We start from the raw sequence: 23997 nt of genomic DNA, 5'->3' as shown, positions 1-23997 counted from the left end.
ATTTAGGAAATTTTTTAATTAATTAAAAATTAAAAATAAAGAAATTTACCAATCCCAAACTTTAACAAATCCACGTGTATTGCAAATATACAGCATATTCGGTGGTTCGTGAAGTACACTATAAAGCTATATTGTGCGGTACGTGTTATGTAGGGTGCGTCGCTGCTCGTGTTTAATGGAACTTGCAGATTGACTGGTGGCGACGCACCTTACTTACGACCCTTGTTGTGTGTACCGCACATACATGGAATATGCTGTATAACTAGCTGAGCATTATCGATGATTGATGTTCAGAGGAGCAACAAGAGTTATCAAAAAGATGTGAGGTGCTCCGCGCGCACCTCACAATCTCAAGCGGTAGAGAAAAACCCCGCGTTGGAATAGGTTGAAATTTAAACAGGTTCTAACTGAGAAATTACCTTTTCCATGTATTGGGCAACTTGGGTTTCTTTTTCCACAGAATTTGTTTCCATGTAAACGCGCATTAAGGGTTCGGTTCCCGAAGGCCGCAGCAGTACCCAGCCGCCGTCTTCCAGATAAAGTTTAATCCCGTCTTTGCGGCCGATTTCCTTAACGCCGATACCTGCTACTTCTGTGGGGGGATTCTTGGTAAAAGATTCCAAAACGGCTGCTTTGTGGGCGTCATCTAGGTGCAAGTCCAAGCGTTTGTTGTACAGGGGGCCGTCGGCTTCTTTAATGGCTTCTTCGACTAGCTGAGAAAGCGGTTTGCCTTCATAGGCGATCGCCTCAGCAACTAGCATATCAGCCAAAATCCCGTCTTTTTCGGGGATGTGACCCAAAACGCTCAAACCGCCAGACTCTTCGCCACCGATGAGCACCGCTGTTTCCCGCATTTTTTCGCCGATGTATTTAAAGCCGACTGCGGTTTCGTAGATTGTTAAACCGTACTTGGCGGCCAAATTGTCCAGCAAGTGGGTAGTTGCGACGGTACGGACGATCGCCCCAGTCAAGCCTTTATTCTTCACCAAGTGACGCGCCAGCAGCAACAGCACGGTATTTGGAGTCAAGACATTTCCCAACTCGTCAACAATACCAAAACGATCGCTGTCGCCATCAGTAGCCAAACCCAAATCCGCCGAATCCTTCTTAACAGCTTCCACCAACTCGACTAACTGTTCCCCCTTGGGCTCGGGCATTCCGCCGCCAAACAGCACGTCGCGGTAGGTGTGAAAACTTTCGACATCGCAGCCGCAGTGTTCCAAAACGCCGTCGAGATAGCCGCGAGAAGTCGAATAAAGAGCGTCGTACTTGACTTTCAACTTAGCAGAGCGAATCCGCTCCACATCGATCAAAGTATAAAGAAACTTCAGATATTCGGGTTTCGGGTCAAAAGTGGAAATTTTATCGTTGTGACTGCCTTTGGCTGGGGCATCAGAAGCACCAGCAATATTTGCCACAATTGTATCGGTAATTTCCGGGGTTGCCGGGCCCGCGTAGTCGGGGATGTATTTGATGCCGCAGTAAGGTGCGGGATTGTGGGAAGCCGTGAACATCAGAGCTCCTGCGGAGTTGAGATGCTTGGCGCTGTAGGCGATGACTGGTGTGGGGCAATCTCGATCGACCACTTTCACAGTCCATCCCAAATCTGCCAATACTTCAGCCGCCGTGCGGGCGAACTCGTCTGCCAGAAAGCGGGTATCGTAGGAGACTAGAACTGGGCGGTCTTTGGTGTAAGCGGTTTCTAGGTAACTGGCGATCGCCCTGGTTACTTTTCGCACGTTGGCAAAAGTAAAGTCATGGGCAATCAGTCCCCGCCACCCATCGGTTCCGAACTTGATTTCTGTTGAATTGCTGCTGGCGCTCATTTTATCCACTTCCTCTCGTCCTATTAATCCTACCCGAAGGCATTGCCTTAAAGACGTACTGGCCGTGCTGTTTGTGAGGAGCGATCGCCCGTGGGGCTCGCATCAACCCCATCTGATCGCTATGGGGGCAAGCTCTCTCTGCAGGAGGAGGACTCGAACCAGCCGGAGTTGATAATCTTGAAGAGCGATCGGGCGAGCCTATCTAAATTCCGGTTTTGAAAAATGATTTGGCGATCTAATAAACGCTTAAATAAACGTTTATCAATTGCGGGCGATTGGAAAAGCCAAAAAAAATCTAAAAAACCGCGATGGCAATGGCATGAACGAAACGCACAAAAATTTTATTCTAATCTTAAATTTAATTATTTATTGATAAAAGCAGCTCGTTTTATGTGTGACGGTTTCCTAACAACCGCAAGGCTAAAAATACATTACTCATTTAGCTAGGGAAATAAATTAATCCATATCACCGCTCGCTGGTGCTTTAGCATAGGTTATTTGAGAAAGTAGGGCGATCGACAAAAGCGATTTAAAACAAAGATAAAATATTTCAAAGCTCAGTTTGTTTGAGACACAATTGACTTTAAGTCTGAACTTGTAAGACAAATTAAATTTATTTAATACAGGTTTTACTTGTAAAAAAAATAGGATGGCGATTCACAGGGTGATGTGTCCTAAAGCACAATAAATAACGTTATTAACGTATATCTTACGAAAGATGCAGAAAGTAGAGCCAAATTGCCTTTAGTTTTAAGCACAATGGCGGATGACTGTCAGCGTACAAATGCAGAAAATTGTAGTTAACAACATTAAAAATTAGGAGAACTGATCGAGTGCGATTTTCTAAAAAAACGAGGTTTTTCATGACGGATATTTCACAAGTATCTTCAAAGTCTTTACCAGCAGCAGACGAAATTCAACAGGGCGACAGTCTTGCGTCACAGGATATTACCGACTCGGATACTCACAAACTCCCAGAGGCTAAAAGTGTCAGCGTTTCTTCCTTTGCAGTTAGCTGGGCAAAAAAATATTACAGTACCGTGGCGGCACGAGAAAACCAAGCCCCGCGACAAATTCCCCAAAGCCCAAAGTTGACTAATTTTGAGGGAAATCGAGCCAAAATGGTTGACAAATTGAAACATACCCTGAAATTAGCCAGCGAGATAGGTTGGAGTAGAGTAGAAGCTGTTTTAGGGGAACAAATAGAGCGACACGCGATCGATCGAAGCTTAATTAATCCTTTAGAAATTGCCGCCGACACTCGCACCTTATATCGGAAAGCAATAGACGCTTATGGGGATAGAGAACCTGTTTTCCGCTTGTCAGTGCTGGTAGGAAAAGATATTATCCAAGTGAGGCGGAAATACTCACAGACCGATCCGTTAGTGCTGGGATTTGTGGCGGTGGAGTTTCAATACACTAGCAAAATCTTGTTAGGATGTCTTTCGGAGTTAGAGCGATCGGAATTTACACCATACTTAAAAGTTATAGAGGACTACCTGCACATTCCCTACGGAGAGATTAACCAGGCTGCGGCGAATCAGCCCCCGAATTCAAGAGCTCTATTAGCTGTTCAGCATTTGTTGCAGCATACGACTCAGATTGCTAGTGCAGTGTACGATCGGGCTAGTTCCCAGCATCAAGGATACCGCAGCAGCAGCGGTTATTTGAGCGATCGGGAGGTAAAAATTTCTGGTATCCGGGATGTCGAGATTTTTCAAAGCTATTTGTGCTGGTGCGTTTTGGAAGGTAGCATTCGCCCGGTACAGCAAGAATTGTTTCCAATTTGCGTGATGTTGTACCCCAAACTTAATGTAAGTTGGGAGTTAGTGCAGGATATGCTGCTGATTTTGTTTTGGGAAATATCCGATCGGCTTCCTGATGAAGATTTAACGGTATTTTTACCTTACTTGCGTACTTTGACAGAGATGTTTTCCAGCGATGTCTTTGATAATTAGGTAATTGGTAATTGGTAATGGGGCATGGGGAATGGGGCATTGGGCATTGGTAATTGCCAATCTCTATTTGAAACTCCAAGCTGCAACTGTCAAACATCCCCAACCGACAATAAAAGCAACTCCTCCCAGCGGGGTAATGGCACCCAGCCATTTGATGTCAGTCAAACTCAGGGCGTACAAACTGCCGGAAAAGACGATCGTGCCGGCAATAAAAGCCCATCCAGCGACTGCAAAAAAGGTTTGAGACTCTTGGGCGCGGCTCAAGAGTAAAGCGACAAGTAATAGAGCCAGGGCATGGTACATTTGATATCGGGCGCCGGTCTCAAAAATTGCTAAAGCTCGATCGGTCAATTGACTTTTCAAAGCGTGGGAGGCAAAAGCACCGCCTGCAACGGATAAACCTCCGAAGAGGGCTGCGGCTGTGAGGAAGATTCGGGTTAAGATTAGTGATGACATAATTTAATGATAATTGAATTTTACGGTTGGGTGAGGGCGGGTCGATAAAGCAATCGCTCTTTTTTTCCCACCGATCAATGTGGATGGATGAAAGGGCGATCGTTTTTATGATAAAATTCAGACTATCCATGTAGTAATTGAGCAATTAAATCACCATGATAGCTGAATTTATGGTACAACCTTCATACTGGATTGATAGTGATATTTCGATTCAGAAAGTCAGAAATCTTTACTTATTCAAATTTACGGAAAATCTGCAAGCTAGATTAGAAGAACTGGCAGAGAGGAAAAAGGCTAATCTTTTAACTTCAGAAGAGGTTGTAGAACTAGCAAGTTTATTAGAACTGGATCGGATTTTTACCTTAATTAACGCTAAAGTTATAGCAGCCTCATGTCCATAAACCGTGCTACTCGAAATTTAGTAAGAAGTAGAGCTAGTTTTCTTTGTGAATATTGCCATTCTGCGGAAGAAAGTAGTTCTACTCTATTTACGATCGACCATATTTTACCTCGATCGATTGGTGGTAGCGATGAACTCGAAAACTTAGCTTTAGCTTGTCATCGCTGTAATAATAATCGCTATAACTTTGTTACTGGTACTGACCCAAAAACCGAACAGGAAGTAACTTTATTTAATCCCCGTCAACAGCAATGGTTCGATCATTTTATCTGGTCTGCGGATGGTTTAGAAATAATGGGTATTACTCCAACAGGTAGGGCGACGTGCGATCGATTAGACCTTAACGATCGATATCATAATGAAAGAGCGATTATCAGAGCTCGTCGTTTATGGATTAGAGCAGGGTGGCATCCTCCTTCTAACGATCCTCGCCTTAAAGAATAGCGATCGCCCTTCCCATCCAGAAAGGCGATCGCTCTTTTTTACCGTTGATGATGTAACATGGCTTCAACAGCCTCATAATTCTCAGCTAAACCTGAAATAGCTACCACTCAAGCTCAAATTTGCACCTCCTTGGAGAATGCTAATTAATTCATTTTGAGTCCCACTTTTGCGGTAAATTGCAGTACCAGTTTGATTAACTTGCGAGAAAGGAACTAGCAGGTAATCATCTGCTTCACCCTGCAATTGAATACTATCTTCACTAGCATTAAAGTCAGTAATTAGCGCGTAGTCACTATCGAGATTATCGTAGTAAGTGTTATTGACATCTCCCAAGACGAAAATATCGCTACCACTTCCACCAGTTAAAGTGTCAATTTCCTCAATTCCGGGGTTAATAGCATTGATGTCAACTCCGGTGAGAATATCGTTACCACTATCACCTTTAAGCACGTCATTACCAAGTCCACCAAAAAGGCTATCATTTCCATCTCCACCGATGAGGATATCTTGCCCTTTCTCACCATCTAAGTAGTCATCATTGAGATTTCCTGATAACACATCTTGACCTACATTGCCAAAGATTTTATCATTTCCTTGACGGCCGGAAATAGTATCATCTTCCTGGGTTCCATTGATAATATCATCTTGAACCGTGCCTTCCAAACCATTATTTGGGTTAGTCAAACCGAAACCTCGGCTACCAAAAACCGCATAACTTTTGCCGGGAGAATCTTCAAATAAACTGCCGGGTGCGCCAACAATTATATCGTCGATGCCATCGCCGTTAATATCTCCGCCACCGCTGACAGCAGTACCAACTAAACCATCGGTTTCTACTCCATTTAAAACTAAGGCATTCTTACCGTTAGCTTCTGCTAAGCTGAAATTAGCTGGAAATTCCTTACTTCCAAAAACAACAAATGTTTTGCCTGCATTGTTTTTATCGTCAGAGTTGGCGCTGGAGGCTCCTATTAATAAGTCGTCAAAGCCATCTTTGTTGATATCTCCCGCGTAGCTAACGGCGTTTCCGGCTGAGCCTTCGGCATCGAAACCGAAGATTGTAAAACCATTGGTGCCGTTCAATTCAGCCGGATTAACAATGACAGGAAATGCTTCTTTTTTGCCAAAAATCACAGAGGTTTTGCCTGCGTTAATTTGGTTACCAACTGTCGCACCGGGAGCACCAATTACGATGTCTTTATTGCCGTCACCGTTGATATCTCCTGTGGCGGTGAGAGCGATTCCAGAACGTTCTTCGGGAGTGAGACCGGCGATGACAAATCCGGTAGTTCCATTTAATTCTGGGACGTTAATGCTGCCAGTAAATCCGCCTTGCTGACCGAAGATAACGTAAGTTTTGCCTGCATTAATGCCGCCGTTGGTAGTACCGCCATCTGCACCAATTACGAGATCGGGGATGCCATCGCCGTTGATATCGCCGCTGCTGGCAGTACCGCTAGAATTGCCGTCGATGCCGTTAATAACAAAGCCGTTATTGTTGTTAATTTCAGCTAGGTTTAAGTTAGGAGAAAAACCTGTGGTGCGGCCGTAGATGACGTAGCTTTTACCTGGCGTGCCGCCGAGGGGGCCGGGTGCGCTGATGAGTATGTCGTCAATGCGATCGCCATTAATATCGCTAATACCTGTGGCAAAGAGGCCGGCGTAGTCAAAGGTGTTGGTTCCTGTGACGGCAAAACCATTATTTCCGTTCAAATTAGCCAGGTTGAAGTTAGCAGGAAATCCTTTGTTTGTGCCGAAGACAATGTAAGTTTTTCCGGCATTATTTTGACCGTTGACAGTGGCACCGAAGGCACCAATAATAAAGTCTTTGATGCCGTCACCGTTGATATCCCCTGCACTGCTGACCGATCCGCCGCTGAAACCTTCGGCATCGGTGCCGTTGAGAGTGAAACCATTTTGTCCGTTGAGTTGGGAAAGATTGACGCTGGCGGGAAATTTTTGATTGCCAAAGATGACTTGACTTTTGCCTGCGGCGTTGACGTTATTGGGGTCGGCACCGAACGATCCGACAATGATATCGTCAATTTTGTCGCCGTTGATATCTCCGGTTTTGCTGACAGCAACTCCTGAGAAGTTACCTGCTTCTGTGCCGTTGAGGACGAAGCCATTATTGCCGGAAAGGTCGTCAAGTTTGAGGCTATTTATGTTGACATTAACGGTGGCGGCTTGTATTTGTTTGCCGTCTGTTAGGAGGTAGTTAAATTTATCGGTGCCGGTGAAGTCTGGGGGTGGGGTGTAGCTGAGTTTGTCGTCGCTTTGATCGTCTGGGGTGTTGTTGTTGTCGAGGGTGATGATGCCTCCGGCAACGGATTTTGTGTTGAATTCTTTGATGGAGAGGGGGTCTTTGGCGGTGGTATCGTTGGCTAGGATATCTATTTTTGTGGCTGTGTTGACGGTGGTGGTGGTAAAGTCGCTGTTGGCGGTGAATGGGGAGGCAAATGCTAAAGATCCATTCGTGGTTCGTGCGTTTTTAGCACTTTCAATAAAAGACTCGTCTCCCGTGAGTAAAAAGTCAAGAATGGCAGCGTTAATCAGGTTTTCATCTGTAATTCCCGCAGCGAGAACTTTCTGTCTTGCTTCCTCAAATTTTTGTGGGTCTTTGGCTTGTAAGTCCTCAATAGTAATGGGGTTAAGAGGGAATTTTCGATTAGTAAAGGTGTTAGTGCTTTGACCGGGTTCATAGTGAAAGAGAGATTCCTCTTGTTTGATTCGCCAACTATCAGCATATTTGCCATACAGATCGTTACGGGAAACAGGAGACTGGAGAATTGTTCCGTCCCGCAGAGCAATGTCATCTTCTTGTTTATTGTTGTTATTGCCAAACAGACCCGTAATTTTGCCTTCTCGTTCTTTCGTTAAATAGATATTGATATCTAGGTAGTTTATTCCTTTGAAACTAGCCTGGGTATCAATGTCAATTTGATCGCCACTTGGATAAACAATGGTGTATTGATCTCCTTGGTGATAAATACGACCTTGACCAACACTCAGGTAGCTATTATCAGCAATTTGAGTAGGTTGGTCATTGATGAAAACCTCTGGATTTGGTGTATTAGGCGTTTGTTGTTCCGGTTTGCGGAAAATTGTTATCCGCTGTCCATCAATTTTTGTTGCGATCGCTGTGTTGATAGAGACGGGTTCATTTCTGAAAGGTTCTTGTCGGGTTTGAACTTCTAAGTCTCCACTTTCCGACTTCAGTAGCATGAATTCACCTGCGGTTTGGAAGTCATAACTGAGTCCGTCAATGGTTACTAAGTGAGGTTCGCCCCATGTACTACCTCGATTTTCTGGCTTGGGATCGGGGCTGTCATCATCAATGATAGTGCCTGTTGCTTCAGCGGAGTCTGTGTCTTTACAGTCAGCAAAGAGTTTACCATTTTGGTCTTTGACTGTAAGCGTGAAGGTTTCATCTGTCTCTACTGTTTCATCTCCAGTAACAGGAATTTTAATTTCTCCACTGGTTTGACCTGCTGCAATTGTGACTGATCCACTACCTTTAGGCCAGCTATATGATAGCGTTACTGCCTCCTTTGGTGTATCACGTAGTGTTACTGGAAATACTAAATCTTTAGTACCGCTATCCCCCTCAGTTACACTCGCATCTGAGACTGAGACGGGTAAGTTGTAGGGTATTTCGTACTCGACTTCAACCTTGAGATTTTTATTCCCACTTGGATTCTCATCATCTTGTTCTATCCCCTTAAATTCAGATGTCTTAATAGTCTTGATGATAGGTACAAAAGGAATAGGACTTGGTTCACTTCCAATTAAGGTGATAAATGGTTGACTTGCTAGACCCTCAGATGGAATTCTTACCTCTGGTATAAATGGACCTAATGAAAATTGACCAAGATTTGCTCCCTTTCCTATTCCTAATAAGTTTGCACTTCCACTGACTTCAAGACCTTTACCAATGAAATCGCCCTGCAATACGGAATTAATATTGTTTTTGGCAGTGCCAGAAAGTTCATATATAGCTGTTAATTTCATGATTCCGCAGCCTTGAGATGGTGCTTTAATTGTGAAATCTCCTAATGTTGTTTTAGTTACCTCTTCTAAATCTAAAGTTGGTTCATCTTCTATTCCCTCTTCTAAATCTAAATCTAAATTCGGTTCATTTTGTTTTAACGTTACCGAACCTCCATTTTTTACTGATTCATCATCTAAAGATAAATCGAGACCAATAACTTTATCAGGCTCAAATTTGAATTCTTGTTCCAATGCCAAGCCAATATTTGCTGTCAGATCGAGAATATTGAGTTCAGCATTAAAATCAACTCTTGGTTTGTTTTCAAGATTTTTTTGAGCATCTTGAACTTTTTGCTTGTATGTTTCTTGGAGTAATTTTTCACTTGCTAGTTTATCTCCTACCTGTTTTTCCTGTTGCCTTAATTCATCTAGTTTCTGGATTCTAAATTCTGCCTGCCTTCTGGATGAATCTAATTCAGCCTGTACAGCTTGTCCTGCTTGGAATGCGGCTTCTATTTGTTGTACTTTAGCCTGTGCCGTTCTTAATTCGTTTTCACCATTTAATGTTCGTTCTCGAGCAGCTTGTAATTGTTTTTCTACTTCTTCTAGTTCTTTGTTTGCATTTTTTTCCGCATCTTTTACTCGTTTTAACTCACCACTTGGACTTTTTATAACTACTTTCAAGCCTTCGAGTTCAACATCAACTGGAGAGGTTTTATTGAGTTCTTTAATAAGAGCTTTTAATGCTACATATTGCGGCAACCTATCTGTAAACAAAAGTTGATCTAGATCAAGACCTAAATTCAATATGTTTTTTTCTGTCCTTCCTGTACCTGTAATAACTGGTAGTTGACCATTATTTAATATTTCGGTTTTGAGAGAGTTAATTTCAGGTCGATTAGCTGTTATCTTTGCACCTCCACCGAACAGGTCTAAATTCACCTGGTTTGCTAAGATAGAAACAATATCTATTTTAGATTCAGCTTGAAACTCTGAAAATTTTACTCCTGCCAGTGATAATGGTTCTCCAGTCAAAGGATTTTTCAAGTTCGGTTCAGTTGTAAACTGAGCTTGCTCTAAACTCACATTGAAGTTTAAACCTGCGTTTGGTAACTTAAATGCTTCTGTTCCTTTTTCAATGTCGTTAAATGATGGTGATGTGACTTGAGTATTACCTTTTAATGTGTACTCTTCACCAGGAGCAAGGTTATTTGGTATCTCTACATTAACATTTACAGGATATGAAAACTCGGTTTTGCCATAATTACCCCAATTAGCGAAAATATCCAACTTAATATTAGCAGGCTTAAACTCAAATTTACCCCCAAGAAAGTCTGTTGTGATTGGTTCTTCTGGAAATTTTTTCTCAAATAGAGGGGTAGGGGTATTATTATTAGATATATCAGTCCAGCTAACCTCCCCACTAAAGAAGTTAAGACTGTCTGACTGAATTTTCTGCTCGATCGCCCTCAATTCCCCATCTAAAACAACCACCGCCGAATCATCCTCACCCTTCAACGCCGCCAATTCCCCCTGACTCAACGCCTTACCTTGAACTAAATCCGAAAAAATCTCCCCCTCATCCCCGATCGCATCTACACTATTAATCTGCGAATCAACAAAATGCCCAAACTCTTCCAGCAAAACACCCGCAACAGCCGTAACATTCCCCGCATTTTTGGCAAGGAATTCCCGCGACAGATAAATCTTCCCTGTCGCAGCCGCAAACGCACCCAAAGCACCATTAATCTCTGCTTCGGAACGAATCTCAATCTCTGGAAAATTGCTAAAATCTCCCTGTGCCCAAGCTGATGCTAACTTGACAGCTTTCTCAACATCAAAGCTATTGCCGAATGCTACCTGGATCTTAGTCAGAAAATCTGGAGTTGTCGCCAAACTGCTGAGGAAATTCTGTGCGATGCCTACGGCTGGCTTCGCCTCCGCACTTCCCATTCGCAAATCGCCCGATTCTACCAATTCAGTACCGAAAAACTCATCATCTGTTAGCCATTTCATAATCCGATCTCCTCAAAAAAGCTAAGTGTTGCCAAAAAATACAAAAGGCCGGGAAAGTGACAAATGCGATCGAAGCGATCGCGCTTGCCCTTTCACCAGCCCCGTGGGGATTGAACCCTCATATCTCAAGCTAGGTTGTTACCTAATATTCAATTGTTTAAACAATGATGCTGTCGCCCATCATCGAGGCTGTACAGAGTATATCATTGCGGGTACTTTACCCGACGTAAAAATAATCTACACGATTTAATTTAACCTGTCAATACTCCAGTTATCTTTTTTTAGTAAGTTTCATGGTGGGGTGGGGGCGGGTTTAAAAAGACGATCTGTGGGTGACAGAATCGATCGGTGAACCCGCCCCTACAAATTTATAGGAATATTTTACCAGACCTGTAGGGGTGGGTTCGCCTAAATCTTTGACACCCATCATCAAATTATAAAAACCCGCCCCCACCCAACCCATCCCACCTATTCCTTTGAATTCCACTCCCGAACATCTTCCTCAGAAATGTGATGCCGATAAAAAGTAGAACCTTTCACAGTCACTTGAATATTACCTTTACCCTTTTCTCTCCTCTCACTCTCAATAATCACCTGTCCAAACCCTGTTTCTGCCCAAGTTTCACACAAAATCTTCTCAACTTGATTCAAAACCTTATTAATCGGATTCTCTTTGCTTTCTGGCGCTGATGACATATCTGTTTCCACCTTCTGATTTAACTTAGCTTTGCTGTTGATGTCGCCTGCTTTGTCAGTCCGATCGCCTCCAGCATCCTCTGACAAAAACCTCATAGCTTTTTACCCCCCTAAATTTCAGCCTCTATATAGATTGCGGAAATAGCCCTATGTTTTTACGCATAGTTCCAGCTTTTGTAACAATCATTTACACGATCGCTCCCAAAGCCGCAAATAGTGAAGCACAACTGGGGCGCCCGTGACAATTAGCAGTGTTTACATCCCAACAATCCGCACCCATCCCATCTGACAGAAACTCCATACTTCCGATCTTCAAAATGGTGTTTGCAAAAATTCAATTATTGGATAACTTTTTAACCCGTATTCTATAAACCCGCCCCAGCCCAGCCATCACCCCAGAAGCTGAGAAAGTGTAAAATGAAAAGTGGTTAGTTTGAAGAGCGCAAGATATTCCCACAACAGCACAGATATGGCCAACCTTCGTTCTTTTTGCTGGGCAACAAAATTGTATCGTAGTGTTAACTTAGTCCGTACAGATGAGCGGACAGGAAATGTGTTCATCTTGGTTGGTGAAGAAATCGAAATGGAAATTAAACCCGACGGAGAATGGATTGAGTAAATATGAAACCCAACTTCAATGAAATGAGCAAGAAAGAGTTACGCACTTATGTACTCGCTCATCGAGATGATAATGAGGCATTCTATGCCTATGTTGATAAAATCAATGCTGAAGGGAACCGGGTAACGCATCCACCCGCAAAATCTTTAGAGGATATGGAAAATTATCCAGAGTTTATAGAAAAACTCCGCCGCGATCCGGGCCACCAAGAATCAGCTTAGATGTAGTTAGGGCGGATTCACCTAAATCTTTGACACGCATCAACAAATTGTATAAACCCGCCCCAAACCGCCAAAAAATGATGTAAACTGGCCTCAGAATTTGCAGATATTTTACCCTATTTCCGCACAGCTTCCAGCAAGCGAGAATAGTAAAAGCTAGTGCTATTCATGGCTGTTCTGTTAACAACAAAGCCGTTGGTTTCTAGGATTTTGATAATATCTGCTTCGCGGTGCTGGTAAGCGCGGGTAGTTTTGCTCGGGCCGGGGAAAAGTTCGCCAAATTTTTTGAGGGCGGTGAGTGCTAAAGTTTTTGGGGCAAAACTGAGAATTAGTCGCGATTGAGCGATCGAACTTAGGTGTGCGATCATTTCCGCAGCCTTATTTTGAGGATAGTGGATCAATACGTCCAAACAAATCACCGTGTGAAATTTGCCCGTTAAAGCTTCCAAATCTTGGGCGGCGAAGGAGATGTTGTAGAGCTTGCCGGGAACGGCTGTAGCTCGATCGTAGGCTTCTGCTACCATCTTTTCAGAGATATCGCTGGCACAAACAATTGCCCCAGCCTCAGCCAGAGGAATGCTCAGAGATCCCACACCGCAGCCGGCATCGCAGACAGAAAGCCCGCGCAAATTGCCGTCAGCTTGCAGCCAGCCGAGCACTGTATCCACCGTTTTCTGGTGTCCGGTGCGGATGTCTAGCTGCACTTTATTGACTTTGCCGTCGCCGTAAATTCGCTGCCAGCGATCGAATCCCGTCGAGTTAAAATACTGTCTAACTATAGTTTTGTCGTCTACCAAATTCATCGATCTGCCTGCTGCTAAGTTATTGCCAACGGTTAAATATTATAAAGCCGCAGCGGCAGTTATTGTTGACCGAAAGTAATTTAGTCCGGGGCCCCCGGATTTATCAGTGGGGTCAGTTCTTCAATTTTCAATCTAAAATCTAAAATCTAAAATCTAAAATCTATTGACACTCCCCACCCAATTAAATTGAGTTAGATTGATTGATACGGGCGATCGCAACTCGAACAATCCCGAATTGAGAAACTAATTGAATAACAACCGAGTTGCAGCCGATCGCCATTCGATCGATAATTTTAATCAGCCCTAACTTTTAAAAATATGGTGCTACAAGATCATTTCCGCCCGCCGCTGTCGGTGCGCCGTCACTGGCACGCCTTTCACAATGCGTGGGCGACTTACATTGCATCCGATTTGAATGCCAAATTACCCGCAAATTATTTTGCCGAGCCCAACGTGCAGTTTGGGATTGAAATTGATGTAGCAGCTTTTGAGGAACCTCTACCGGAGTTTGATTGTCCAGAGACGGTAATTCGTTTGCCAATAGATTTCCCAAACAATTGGATGTCACCCCCAGCCCAAAGCGTGCCTTTTCTAACTGTGGCGGAAACCGTGCAAGTCAGTATTTTTAACACTGAAGCGGGCCCGGTATTAGCCGGTGCAATTGAATTAGTAAGTCCTGCCAACAAAGATCGTTCTACTCATCGCGGTGCTTTTGTTTCTAAGTGCGAGACGTATTTGCGCCAGGGAATTGGGTTGGTAATAGTTGATGTTGTGACAGGAAGGAAGGCAAATCTTCATAATGAATTGTTAGCCCGTCTGGCGGAAGCAAGTGCTTCGCCCTTCAACGCTGACCTCTATGCTACAGCTTATCGACCGATCGAGCGAGACGGCAACCAATGCCTCGATATTTGGCAGGAAAAACTGGCTGTGGGCTGCGCGCTTCCTGCTTTACCGCTGTGGCTGCGGGGCGAGATTTGCTTGGCTGTGGAATTAAATAATATTTACGATCGAACTTGCCGAGAACACCGAATTGCTGTTAGCAGCGCTTAGCATCAGGACTCTTCGTTCTCAATACGAACTCTACTGCGCGAGAAACTAATGGCATGGAAACTAAATGGAACCACTTAAAACAACCGATGCCAAGTCAATTCTTTTGTCTGCGCGTTTAAATTCCAGCGCAACAATTGAGTTGCCGATTTGCCAATAATTCCCGAAAGTCCGATCGCCATTCTCGGAGATTCAGTTGCCAGGGCGATCGCACTTTCGGCATCGCAAATCCCCCACTCCACCAAATTCTGCACTCCCGCCAACAGCGGCAGAGTTGTACCTGCCAAAGTAGCAGATTCCAGGGGCGAGTGGTAATCTAATCTTACCCAAGCCGTACCTTTTCTGACTTCAATTTGTCGGGAATCCCAAGGATAAACACCGTCAGGCAAACCCAAAGGAGCCAAAGCATCGCTCACTAAAAAAACGCCTTTTTCATACCTGCCAGCGCGCAACAAAAAATCAATCATTGTCGGAGAAACGTGCTTGCCGTCAGCAATTAAACCGCATTTTACGCCCGGAGAAACGATCGCCGCTCCCAACAAACCCGGTTCTCGGTGGTGCAAACTCGGCATCGCATTAAAAGCGTGAGTTACCATTGAAGCTCCCCGAGCAAACGCTTGCTGCGCTTGCTCAGCCGTCGCTTGGGAGTGTCCGAGACTGACGGCAATTCCCAAACTTTGCAAATAGGGAATGACTTCGCCAGTGCTGTCTAACTCCGGCGCTAAAGTAATTATTTTGACAATATCGGCACAATCTCCTAAAACTTGCTTGACATTTTCTATAGTTAGCGGTAGTAAAAACTCAACTGGGTGAGCTCCTCGCTTCTGGGCGTTCAGAAAAGGGCCTTCGAGGTGAACGCCCAGAATTTCCGCTGTTTTGGGTTTATTGGTTGCGGGAGCGGTAGTTTTTGCAGTGCGGATATAATCAGCTATCGTCGAGAGCGATCGCCCAAATTTATCGAGCGAAGTTGTTACCAAAGTCGGCAAAAAAGCATCGACTCCTTGATACCATAAAAATTGACAAATTTTCGGTAAAACTTCAATATGCTTATTTTCTAAATCTGGAAAAGCAAAACCGAGAGCCCCGTTAATCTGCAAGTCAACACCGCCCAGAGAAAGCCAATCGCCTGCAACATCAAGCACTTGCAAATCGGGAGGAGAAATTCGTTTAAATACTTTGTCCATCGGGTAAACTTCTTGAATGATGCCCGTTTCGTCAATAGCAAGCATCTGCAAATCTTTGCAACCGGGGAGGCGAGCATTGAGAATATCTGTGAGGGCGGCAGTTGGGGTTGTGGCTTCAGTCATCCGATTTTAGATTTTAGATTTTAGATTTTAGATTTAATATTTGCTACGGATAAATCCGGTGGCTGGCGATGAGGAGGGGGAGCTTTTTGCTTTTTGCTGGCTCCAGGGCTGCTCAGACGGGGGCTTGTGGCAAAATTGCTTTTAAGGGTCAGTTTTGGTACAAAATATCTAAATTTGAGTTAACGCAATCATTTAAAATTAGCATTTATCTGAAATCTCAAATCTGAAAATTTTATGAATCAAGCGACAGTTGGAATTATCATGGGTAGCGATTCGGATTTGCCAACCATGAAAGATGCGATCGCAGTTTGCGAAGAATTCAATATACCTTGCTCCGTGGCGATCGTCTCGGCGCACCGCACGCCGGATCGCATGGTGGAATACGCCCAAACCGCGCACCAACGGGGCTTGAAAGTCATTATCGCAGGTGCCGGGGGAGCGGCGCACCTCCCGGGTATGGTAGCATCTTTAACGCCCTTGCCAGTAATTGGCGTGCCGGTACCGAGCCGCCACCTGCAAGGGGTAGATTCGCTGTACTCGATCGTGCAAATGCCAGCCGGGATACCCGTAGCGACAGTGGCGATCGGCAATGCTAAAAATGCTGGCTTGCTGGCAGTTCAAATATTAGCAGTTTACCAGCCAGAATTGCTAGAGCGAGTCTTGGATTACCGCAAAACTTTGTCCGAATCAGTAATGAAAAAACAAACTCAGCTAGAAGAGCTAGGCTATCAAAAGTATCTCAATCTGAACCAATAACCTCTAAACTTTTGTAGTAAACTTGGAAAGTTTTCCGAATATTGCTGAGCTTACTAGCCGTAAAGAGGGTGAAAGTGATTAAAATGAGTGTCGGAAAGAAAAAGTCGAAACAAGTCAGGCGGGATGCTTTAAATTTCCCATCCGCTAAATTTTTTACGAAAGTCAAAAGGTTGAAGAAGTTACCACGGGCGATCGCCCGCCTCACTCCAAGTTGGCAAGCCTGCATACCTTTAGCTGCAATCACCGTCTTGGTGTGGGGATATGCCGCGGTAGCCCAAACCCCTGCCGCGCCAACCACCGAGGAACAATTAGCAAGCCTTAAGGTGGGCATGGATACCATGTGGGTGATGGTGGCGGGGATGCTAGTGTTCTTTATGAACGCCGGTTTCGGTATGTTGGAAACCGGTTTTTGCCGCCAAAAAAATGCAGTCAACGTGCTGTCCAAAAACTTGATTGTTTTTGCGCTTTCTACGATCGCATTTTGGGCGATCGGCTTTGCCTTAATGTTCAGCGACGGCAACGGTTTTATCGGCAGCAGCGGCGGATTTTTTCTGTGGAACGTAGCTGACAACAGCCCCGCCACAGGAGACGCTTATCAAGGCATTTTCAGCGCATTAAACTGGACGGGAGTCCCCCTCAACGCTAAATTCTTTTTCCAATTAGTTTTTGCGGGAACTGCTGCCACGATCGTTTCTGGAGCAGTTGCAGAGCGAGTTAAATTCATTGACTTCTTAATTTTCTGCTTGCTGCTAGTAGGAATTGCTTACCCAATTACCGGACACTGGATTTGGGGCGGCGGCTGGCTGGCAAAAGCCGGTTTCTACGATTTTGCAGGTTCGACAGTGGTTCACTCGGTAGGCGGTTGGGCTGCTTTGATGGGAGCGGCATTTTTGGGGCCGCGGATCGGCAAGTACCGCGACGGCGATACTGTGGCGATGCCGGGACACAATATGAGCATTGCCACCCTAGGCTGTTTGATTCTGTGGTTGGGTTGGTTCGGGTTTAATCCCGGTTCGACAATGGCAGTCGATTCAAATGCGATCGCCCACATTGCGATCACCACCAACACTGCGGGTGCCTTCGGGGGAGTTGCTGCAACCATTACTGCTTGGCTGTACCTTGGCAAACCCGACCTTTCGATGATTATCAACGGCATCCTCGCCGGCTTAGTCGGGGTAACAGCTAGCTGCGCTTGGGTTAACGTGCCCAACTCTGCCATTATCGGCACGATCGCCGGCATTCTGGTAGTTTTTGCCGTAACTTTCTTTGACAACTTAAAAATTGACGACCCTGTAGGCGCAACTTCAGTTCACTTAGTCTGCGGCATCTGGGGAACTCTGGCAGTTGGGTTGTTTGCTGACGGCCCTACAACTGGAATTTATACCGCAGGCCCGGCAGCCGGATTGCTCGTGGGCGGAGGTTTCGGCCAACTCTGGGCGCAGTTGGTCGGCGTTATCTCTGTAGGCGGGATGACCGTGCTGCTGAGTACGATTTTTTGGGCTGCACTCAAAGCTTTGCTGGGTATCCGCGTTTCTGCTTCAGAGGAGGCTGAAGGTTTGGATATCGGCGAACACGGGATGGAAGCTTACACCGGGTTTGTGAAGGAAACTAGCTTGGACAACAGAATTGAGGGCGGCTACGGCGGCGGTTCTGGGGGGAGGACTGCTAAACTGTAGACCGTGCGCTCGATCGACCTGCTTCAGCTTTCGTGCCTTAAATTAGCGATTTGTCAGCTAATTCACGCCTTTATTTAGAAAAACCACAATCTAAAATATTTGCCTGCTGATGCAGTCCCGGACGCACTCGCGACCCTCAAAAACCCGGTTTATCCTTCTCAGTCTCTTGCTAAAATCACGCAATTACTTTAAGAAACCGGGTTTCTGCGTCCACGGCAGTATTAGGGAAATTTTTGTCAATTGCTGCTTTGACAAATCCGATTTCTGTGCAAGAAAGTTTGGTAGGCAGATTTTTTATGGTAGAGTAGTGCGAAAAAGCAAAGTTCTGCATCGCCGTCGCGCCCAACACAGCACAGTGCTTGATTCTTACAAGAATTGAGGCGAAAAGTGAGCGGTAAAATTTGATGCAGCAATGAGTGCCAATTATTCGGTGTGGTGACTGCAAATCGCTTGAGTTTATGGAGAAGTTTGGAGGAGTTAACAGAAGTAGAACTCATAAATCCCTGTTAGGGATGGAAGTTAGCCGATCGAAAAGTGTTCCGGTTTGGGCTTTGCTATCTCTGGTAACGAACGGGGTACTGATATTGACAGTCGCTCAATTGCTGCGGGGACACAACTTAACAGAAAGCTCTCCTGCGAGTGCTGCGGTGACAGCAGAAAGCGCTGAGGAACTAATTCGCCAGCCGGCGACAAACTCTGCAAAGGCATTGCTAGACGTGCCCGTTCCGGGACAGCGACACAAATGGACTTACCAGCAGTGGGTGACGCAGTTGGGCCGCGAAGCTGAGGCGACGGCGGCGAATCGACCCCCAAAACTGAGTGTTTTGGCTGGGGATTCTCTGAGTATGTGGTTTCCGACGAAGCTGTTACCGCCCGATCAAATTTGGCTGAATCAAGGGATTTCGGGGGAGACTTCCGTGGGTTTGTTGAAGCGGTTGCAGTTGTTCGATCGAACTGTGCCCGATACGGTGTTTGTGATGATCGGGATTAACGATTTGTTGCGGGGGGCCAGCGACGAAGGGATTTTGGACAACCAGCGGCAGATTATTCGCGATTTGCGGTGGGCTCATCCCAAAGCACAAGTGGTGGTGCAGTCAATTTTGCCGCACAGCGGGGAACAAGCTACTTGGGAAAATCGCGATCGGCTGTTGGCGATTCCTAACAGTCGGATTCGGGCAATAAATCGGCGGCTGAAAGAAATTGCTAGTTCCGAAAATGTTTTGTATCTGGATTTGCAACCGCTGTTTGCAGATGCTGACGGCAATTTGTCAACCGAACTCAGCACAGACGGCTTGCACCTGAACGATCGAGGTTATCTGGTTTGGCGATCGGCCCTGCAATTGTTCGGTCAGATCCAGTTGAAAAATTAGTCATTAGTCATTAGTCATTGGTCATTAGTCATTGGTCATTAGTCATCAGTCATTAGTCATTAAGCTGTTGTGCATTTAAACCACTAACTAGGGTCTTCCGGGTGCGTCATCCGCCAACACGCTCCGCTTAAACGGGAAACACTTCGGACGCCCGGCACCATACAATCTGTTTTAAATGTTCAACAGCTTAGTCATTAGTTAGAAGGATGAAGGATGAAGTCATATTCTCCCCAACTCTCCCCAACTCCATTGGTGACAAGTTAAGACTTAATTGCATTTGTCAATCAGTAATATTACTCAAAAAAACTGCTGTTTTAGGAGTGGAAAATTCACGATTTGAGAGGGAGTAGGTATAAATATCACCCTCGGCACGATCGCACGATCGCCCAAATCTCAGTTTTGGGCCCAAAATCCGAGTAAATGTTGAGCATAATTGCTGATTGACAAATGCTTTCTTAGCTTAACTTGTTACCGATGCCCCAACTCTGTCTCGAATTCTCCCTCTCTCCCTCTCTCCCTCTCTCTCCCTCTCTCTCCCTCTCTCTCCCTCTCTCTCCCTCTCCCCCTCTCCCTCTCTCCCTCTCTCCCTCTCTCCCTCTCTCCCAACACCGGTTACTCTGCTCTCAAGGGTTATGTCAAGTAGCCGTCGATAGATTAAGAAATATGATACAGGGGTATTTAGTATATTCTGATACAGAATAATTGTTTGTACAAATGGTGCAATCCAAAAGGCATGGAGTATTAGATTGATAGTTGACGAATTTAGATGAGTCCGGCTATACGAAGTCGGGGGTTGAGGATTTGGGAATTATCTATTGAAGATTTGTTCCACCAAAACAGCGACTTAAAACCAAATAACTATTGCATCTAAAATCCTCGCATCTAAAATCGGCTCGTCTTCCCTGAAAATTGCTGAGTATTAGAAGGTAAAAGTAACGTGCTCAAAAAAAGTTTAACGATCGGCATCATCGCGCTGTGGCTGTTAAGCGGGCCGCTGACGGACAATGCCTTAGCTCAAGAAGCTGCTGCCGCGGTGGCGCCGAATCCGATCGACACCGGCGATACGGCCTGGATGTTGGTCTCCTCAGCACTGGTATTACTGATGACACCGGGGCTGGCGTTTTTCTACGGGGGACTGGTGCGATCGCGCAACGTCCTCAACACCATGATGATGAGCTTAGTCATGATGGGACTGATCGGCGTCACCTGGACGCTGTGGGGCTACAGTTTGGCCTTTGATGTGTCCATCAAGGCACCTGAATTTGGCACAGGGATCGAAACCTTCATCGGCGGCTTGGACTGGATGTTCTTGAACAACGTCACGGCGGACACACCCGATCCGATCGGCTACGCACCGACAATACCCCACCAAGTCTTCATGGTGTATCAGATGATGTTCGCCATCATCACTCCGGCACTGATTTCCGGGGCGATCGTCGAACGGGTAACATTTAAAACCTATTTCTGGTTCGTGCTGCTGTGGTCTACCTTCATCTACTCTCCTTTAGCCCACTGGGTTTGGGGTAGAGGCTGGCTGGGGGCGATGGGAGCTCTCGACTTTGCCGGCGGCACAGTTGTACACATCAGTTCCGGCGTTTCTGCGGTAGTCGCAGCTTGGGTAATCGGGCCCCGCAAAGACCACTTAAACAAGCCCCACACCCCCCACAACGTGCCCTACGTGTTGTTGGGAATTGGGCTGCTGTGGTTCGGCTGGTTTGGCTTCAACGGCGGTAGTGCTTTGGGCTCTGGTTCTTTAGCAGCAGTGGCTTTTGTCACCACGATGATTTCTACAGCAGCCGGCGGTTTAACTTGGACAATTGTGGAATGGGTGCTCAAAGGCAAACCCACAGCAGTAGGAATTGCTAGCGGTTTCCTAGCCGGATTGGTGGGCATCACACCTGCGGCTGGATTCGTGCTTCCAGTCGGGGCGCTTTTGATCGGATCGATCACTTCAGTTTGCTGCTTCTTCGCCGTTAGTTGGCGGGCTAAGCTGGGATTTGACGACTCTTTGGATACATACCCGGTTCACGGCGTCGGCGGAACTGTGGGCGCGATTCTGACTGGCGTGTTTGCCACTAAAGCGGTGAACGCTGCCGGAAATGACGGGCTGTTTGCCGGGAATCCGGGGCTAATCGTGACCCAGTTTGTAGGCGTTCTAGCTACTTACGTGTTTGCCGCTGTCGGCACTTTTGTGATCCTGAAAATTTTAGCGCAGTTTATGGAACTGCGAGTGCCGTCATCTGCTGAAGACCAAGGTTTGGATATCGGCTTGCACGGGGAAGAAGCTTACGGTGAGGATTTTGCCGGCGGTTTCAGTTCGTTTGAATCGGGTTCTCCTTTTGCGCCGAAGAAGGTTTGAAGCTGATTTTCTGAATAAGTTCGATCGTGTAGAGACGCAGGTATGTGGGTCTCTACGCTTTTTTTTGAGGTGTTTTAACGAACCGCGAAGGCGCGAAGAGCGCGAAGAAGGAAGAGGAAGAAGGGTTAAAAGGAGTGTTCGCTCAAGTTTTTCTTTCTTCTTTTTTCTTTCTTCGTGTCATTCGCGTCTTCGCGGTTCATTCCTTCTTTCCTCTCAATTCAATGTGTCGATCGTATAAATAGCATATCCCCTGTTCGCCACTGAGCCAATAATCCCGATCGCACCCCAGGCATTCTAAAATCAAAGGTAATTCACCTAGATTTCAACTCGATACCTCATGGATACTAAAGCTTTTAAACGATCGCTCCAACAGTCTGAAAACTACCACCGCAAGGGTTTCGGACACGAAGCTGAGGTAGCTGGCGTGATGCAGACGGCTTATCAAAGCAGTCTGATCCAGCAAATTCGCGACAATAATTACAGACTGGAACGCGGCGCAGTCACGATCCGGCTGGCTCAGGCTTTTGGCTTTTGCTGGGGGGTGGAACGCGCTGTAGCTATTGCTTACGAAACTCGCCAACATTTCCCGTCAGAACGGATTTGGATTACTAATGAGATTATTCACAATCCGTCTGTAAATCAGCATTTGCGCGATATGGAGGTTGGTTTTATTGCTGTTGAGAAGGGGCAGAAAGATTTTTCGGTTGTCGATCGTGGCGATGTGGTAATTTTACCTGCTTTTGGGGCTAGCGTACAAGAAATGCAGTTACTTAATGATAAGGGCTGCAAGATTGTTGATACTACTTGTCCTTGGGTTTCTAAGGTTTGGAATACAGTTGAAAAGCACAAAAAGAGGGATTATACTTCGATTATTCACGGTCAATACAAGCATGAGGAAACTGTGGCGACGAGTTCTTTTGCTGATAAGTATTTGATTGTGCTGAATTTGCACGAAGCTGAATATGTTAGCAATTATATCTTGCACGGGGGCGACCGCGAAGAGTTTCTTGCTAAATTTAGCAAGGCTTATTCTGCTGGTTTTGACCCGGATGTGGATTTGGAAATGGTGGGAATTGCCAACCAAACTACTATGCTCAAAACAGAGACTGAGAACATTGGCAAGTTGTTTGAAAAGACGATGATGCGGAAGTTCGGGCCGGAAAATTTGAACGAACATTTTCTGAGTTTTAATACTATCTGCGATGCGACTCAGGAACGGCAAGATGCTATGTTGAGTTTGGTTGAGGAAAAGTTGGATTTGATGCTGGTTATTGGGGGTTTTAATTCTTCTAATACTACGCACTTGCAGGAGATTGCGACCGACAAAACTATTCCTTCTTATCACATTGATTGTGCGGAGCGTATTTTACCGGGAAATCGGATCGAGCACAAGCCTTTAGGGGGAGATTTGGTCGTAGCTGAGGGTTGGTTGCCGGAGGGTAAAATTGTGGTGGGCGTGACTTCGGGTGCTTCGACGCCTGATAAGGTTGTTGAGGATGCGATCGATCGAATTTTTGCGATGAAAGCGGCTGCTGTTGTGTAATTATTTGTTTGTTGAAGGGCGATCGATCTCCCTGGCACCCTCCTTAAAAAATCAGGGACTGGAGCGCTCTCAAAGTCCCTCCGACGGGGGATGCGATGGGGATCGATACTGGGCTACAAACGAGATCGATCGCAGATTTTAGTCTTAAATTTATACGCTTTGACCCCGCCCAAAAACGGAAGCCCCGAAAATCGTCGTGGAGATTCCAAAATCTTAGACTCTTGTTAGAGTTCCCAGATTCAAAGCTGCAAGTAAATCTAAAATCTAAAATCTAAAATCTCAAATCGACTTGACCCCGCCCAAAAACGGAAGCCCCGAAAATCGTCGTGGAGATTCCAAAATCTTAGACTCTTGTGAGAGTTCCCAGATTCAAAGCTGCAAGTAAATCGTAAATCTAAAATCTAAAATCTAAAATCTAAAATCTAAAATCGATTTGACCCCGCCCAAAAACGGAAGCCCCGAGAATCGTCGTGGAGATTCCAAAATCTTAGACTCTTGTGAGAGTTCCCA

Annotated in this window: 18 protein-coding genes; 11 read left to right on the top strand and 7 right to left on the bottom strand. The window is 45.6% G+C overall.

The window, feature by feature from the left end:
* Positions 1–392 precede the first annotated feature (392 nt).
* The gene (locus QUA56_RS28345) at positions 393–1826 is read right to left on the bottom strand and encodes a phosphoglucomutase/phosphomannomutase family protein (protein WP_333364820.1); all 1434 of its coding nucleotides are present in this window, start codon (positions 1824–1826) and stop codon (positions 393–395) included.
* An 863-nt stretch (positions 1827–2689) separates the two neighbouring features.
* Between QUA56_RS28345 and QUA56_RS28340 the strand changes: the two genes are divergently transcribed.
* Positions 2690–3784 (top strand): hypothetical protein, encoded by a 1095-nt coding sequence (locus QUA56_RS28340; RefSeq protein ID WP_333364817.1) that lies wholly within the window; start codon positions 2690–2692, stop codon positions 3782–3784.
* Between the two features lie 63 nt (positions 3785–3847).
* On the opposite strand, the gene QUA56_RS28335 is transcribed toward QUA56_RS28340, so the two are convergent.
* Positions 3848–4240 carry a DUF423 domain-containing protein gene (locus QUA56_RS28335; protein ID WP_333364814.1) on the bottom strand — a complete coding sequence of 131 codons (393 nt, stop codon included), beginning with the start codon at positions 4238–4240 and terminating at the stop codon, positions 3848–3850.
* A 155-nt stretch (positions 4241–4395) separates the two neighbouring features.
* Here QUA56_RS28335 and QUA56_RS28330 point away from each other — a divergent pair, with 155 nt between their 5' ends.
* Complete coding sequence (locus QUA56_RS28330) at positions 4396–4641, top strand: hypothetical protein (RefSeq protein WP_333364812.1); 246 nt, start codon at positions 4396–4398, stop codon at positions 4639–4641.
* A complete protein-coding gene (locus QUA56_RS28325) occupies positions 4632–5084 on the top strand; it encodes an HNH endonuclease signature motif containing protein (RefSeq protein ID WP_333364810.1) in 453 nt (150 codons plus the stop codon). Before QUA56_RS28330 ends, QUA56_RS28325 begins: the two co-directional genes overlap by 10 nt.
* A gap of 81 nt (positions 5085–5165) precedes the next feature.
* Here QUA56_RS28325 and QUA56_RS28320 read toward each other — a convergent pair whose 3' ends face one another.
* The 3 genes from QUA56_RS28320 to QUA56_RS28310 all read right to left on the bottom strand — a co-directional run bounded on the left by QUA56_RS28320 (position 5166) and on the right by QUA56_RS28310 (position 11882).
* Positions 5166–11090 carry a VWD domain-containing protein gene (locus QUA56_RS28320; protein ID WP_333364807.1) on the bottom strand — a complete coding sequence of 1975 codons (5925 nt, stop codon included), beginning with the start codon at positions 11088–11090 and terminating at the stop codon, positions 5166–5168.
* 313 nt (positions 11091–11403) lie between these two features.
* Positions 11404–11577: a hypothetical protein gene (locus QUA56_RS28315; RefSeq protein WP_333364804.1), complete on the bottom strand. Its 174-nt coding sequence runs from the start codon at positions 11575–11577 to the stop codon at positions 11404–11406.
* Positions 11559–11882, bottom strand: a complete 324-nt coding sequence (locus QUA56_RS28310) for a hypothetical protein (RefSeq protein ID WP_333364801.1) — start codon at positions 11880–11882, stop codon at positions 11559–11561. Before QUA56_RS28310 ends, QUA56_RS28315 begins: the two co-directional genes overlap by 19 nt.
* 373 nt (positions 11883–12255) lie before the next feature.
* Between QUA56_RS28310 and QUA56_RS28305 the strand changes: the two genes are divergently transcribed.
* On the top strand, positions 12256–12405 hold the full coding sequence (locus tag QUA56_RS28305) for a DUF6888 family protein (protein WP_333364799.1): 150 nt from the start codon (positions 12256–12258) through the stop codon (positions 12403–12405).
* A 2-nt stretch (positions 12406–12407) separates the two neighbouring features.
* Positions 12408–12626, top strand: a complete 219-nt coding sequence (locus QUA56_RS28300; RefSeq protein WP_333364796.1) for a DUF6887 family protein — start codon at positions 12408–12410, stop codon at positions 12624–12626.
* A gap of 116 nt (positions 12627–12742) precedes the next feature.
* Here QUA56_RS28300 and bchM read toward each other — a convergent pair whose 3' ends face one another.
* Positions 12743–13429, bottom strand: a complete 687-nt coding sequence (gene bchM / locus QUA56_RS28295; RefSeq protein ID WP_333364793.1) for a magnesium protoporphyrin IX methyltransferase — start codon at positions 13427–13429, stop codon at positions 12743–12745.
* 318 nt (positions 13430–13747) lie between these two features.
* Here bchM and QUA56_RS28290 point away from each other — a divergent pair, with 318 nt between their 5' ends.
* On the top strand, positions 13748–14479 hold the full coding sequence (locus QUA56_RS28290; RefSeq protein WP_333364790.1) for a DUF4058 family protein: 732 nt from the start codon (positions 13748–13750) through the stop codon (positions 14477–14479).
* Positions 14480–14553: 74 nt separating this feature from the next.
* Here the strand turns inward: QUA56_RS28290 and nagA are convergent, their stop codons facing one another.
* Positions 14554–15783 (bottom strand): N-acetylglucosamine-6-phosphate deacetylase, encoded by a 1230-nt coding sequence (gene nagA / locus QUA56_RS28285; protein WP_333364787.1) that lies wholly within the window; start codon positions 15781–15783, stop codon positions 14554–14556.
* A 234-nt stretch (positions 15784–16017) separates the two neighbouring features.
* Between nagA and purE the strand changes: the two genes are divergently transcribed.
* The 5 genes from purE (at position 16018) to QUA56_RS28260 (ending at position 23487) form a co-directional block, all read left to right on the top strand.
* Positions 16018–16539 (top strand): 5-(carboxyamino)imidazole ribonucleotide mutase, encoded by a 522-nt coding sequence (gene purE / locus QUA56_RS28280; RefSeq protein WP_333364784.1) that lies wholly within the window; start codon positions 16018–16020, stop codon positions 16537–16539.
* 83 nt (positions 16540–16622) lie between these two features.
* Complete coding sequence (locus QUA56_RS28275) at positions 16623–18215, top strand: ammonium transporter (RefSeq protein WP_333364782.1); 1593 nt, start codon at positions 16623–16625, stop codon at positions 18213–18215.
* A 458-nt stretch (positions 18216–18673) separates the two neighbouring features.
* Positions 18674–19585: an SGNH/GDSL hydrolase family protein gene (locus QUA56_RS28270; protein ID WP_333364779.1), complete on the top strand. Its 912-nt coding sequence runs from the start codon at positions 18674–18676 to the stop codon at positions 19583–19585.
* A gap of 937 nt (positions 19586–20522) precedes the next feature.
* Complete coding sequence (locus tag QUA56_RS28265) at positions 20523–21944, top strand: ammonium transporter (protein WP_333364777.1); 1422 nt, start codon at positions 20523–20525, stop codon at positions 21942–21944.
* 337 nt (positions 21945–22281) lie between these two features.
* A complete protein-coding gene (locus QUA56_RS28260; RefSeq protein WP_333364774.1) occupies positions 22282–23487 on the top strand; it encodes a 4-hydroxy-3-methylbut-2-enyl diphosphate reductase in 1206 nt (401 codons plus the stop codon).
* Positions 23488–23997: the final 510 nt, after the last annotated feature.

It is taken from the genome of Microcoleus sp. N3A4 (assembly GCF_036701805.1).
Lineage (GTDB): Bacteria > Cyanobacteriota > Cyanobacteriia > Cyanobacteriales > Microcoleaceae > Microcoleus.
This window is presented reverse-complemented; position numbering and strand designations above follow the sequence as displayed.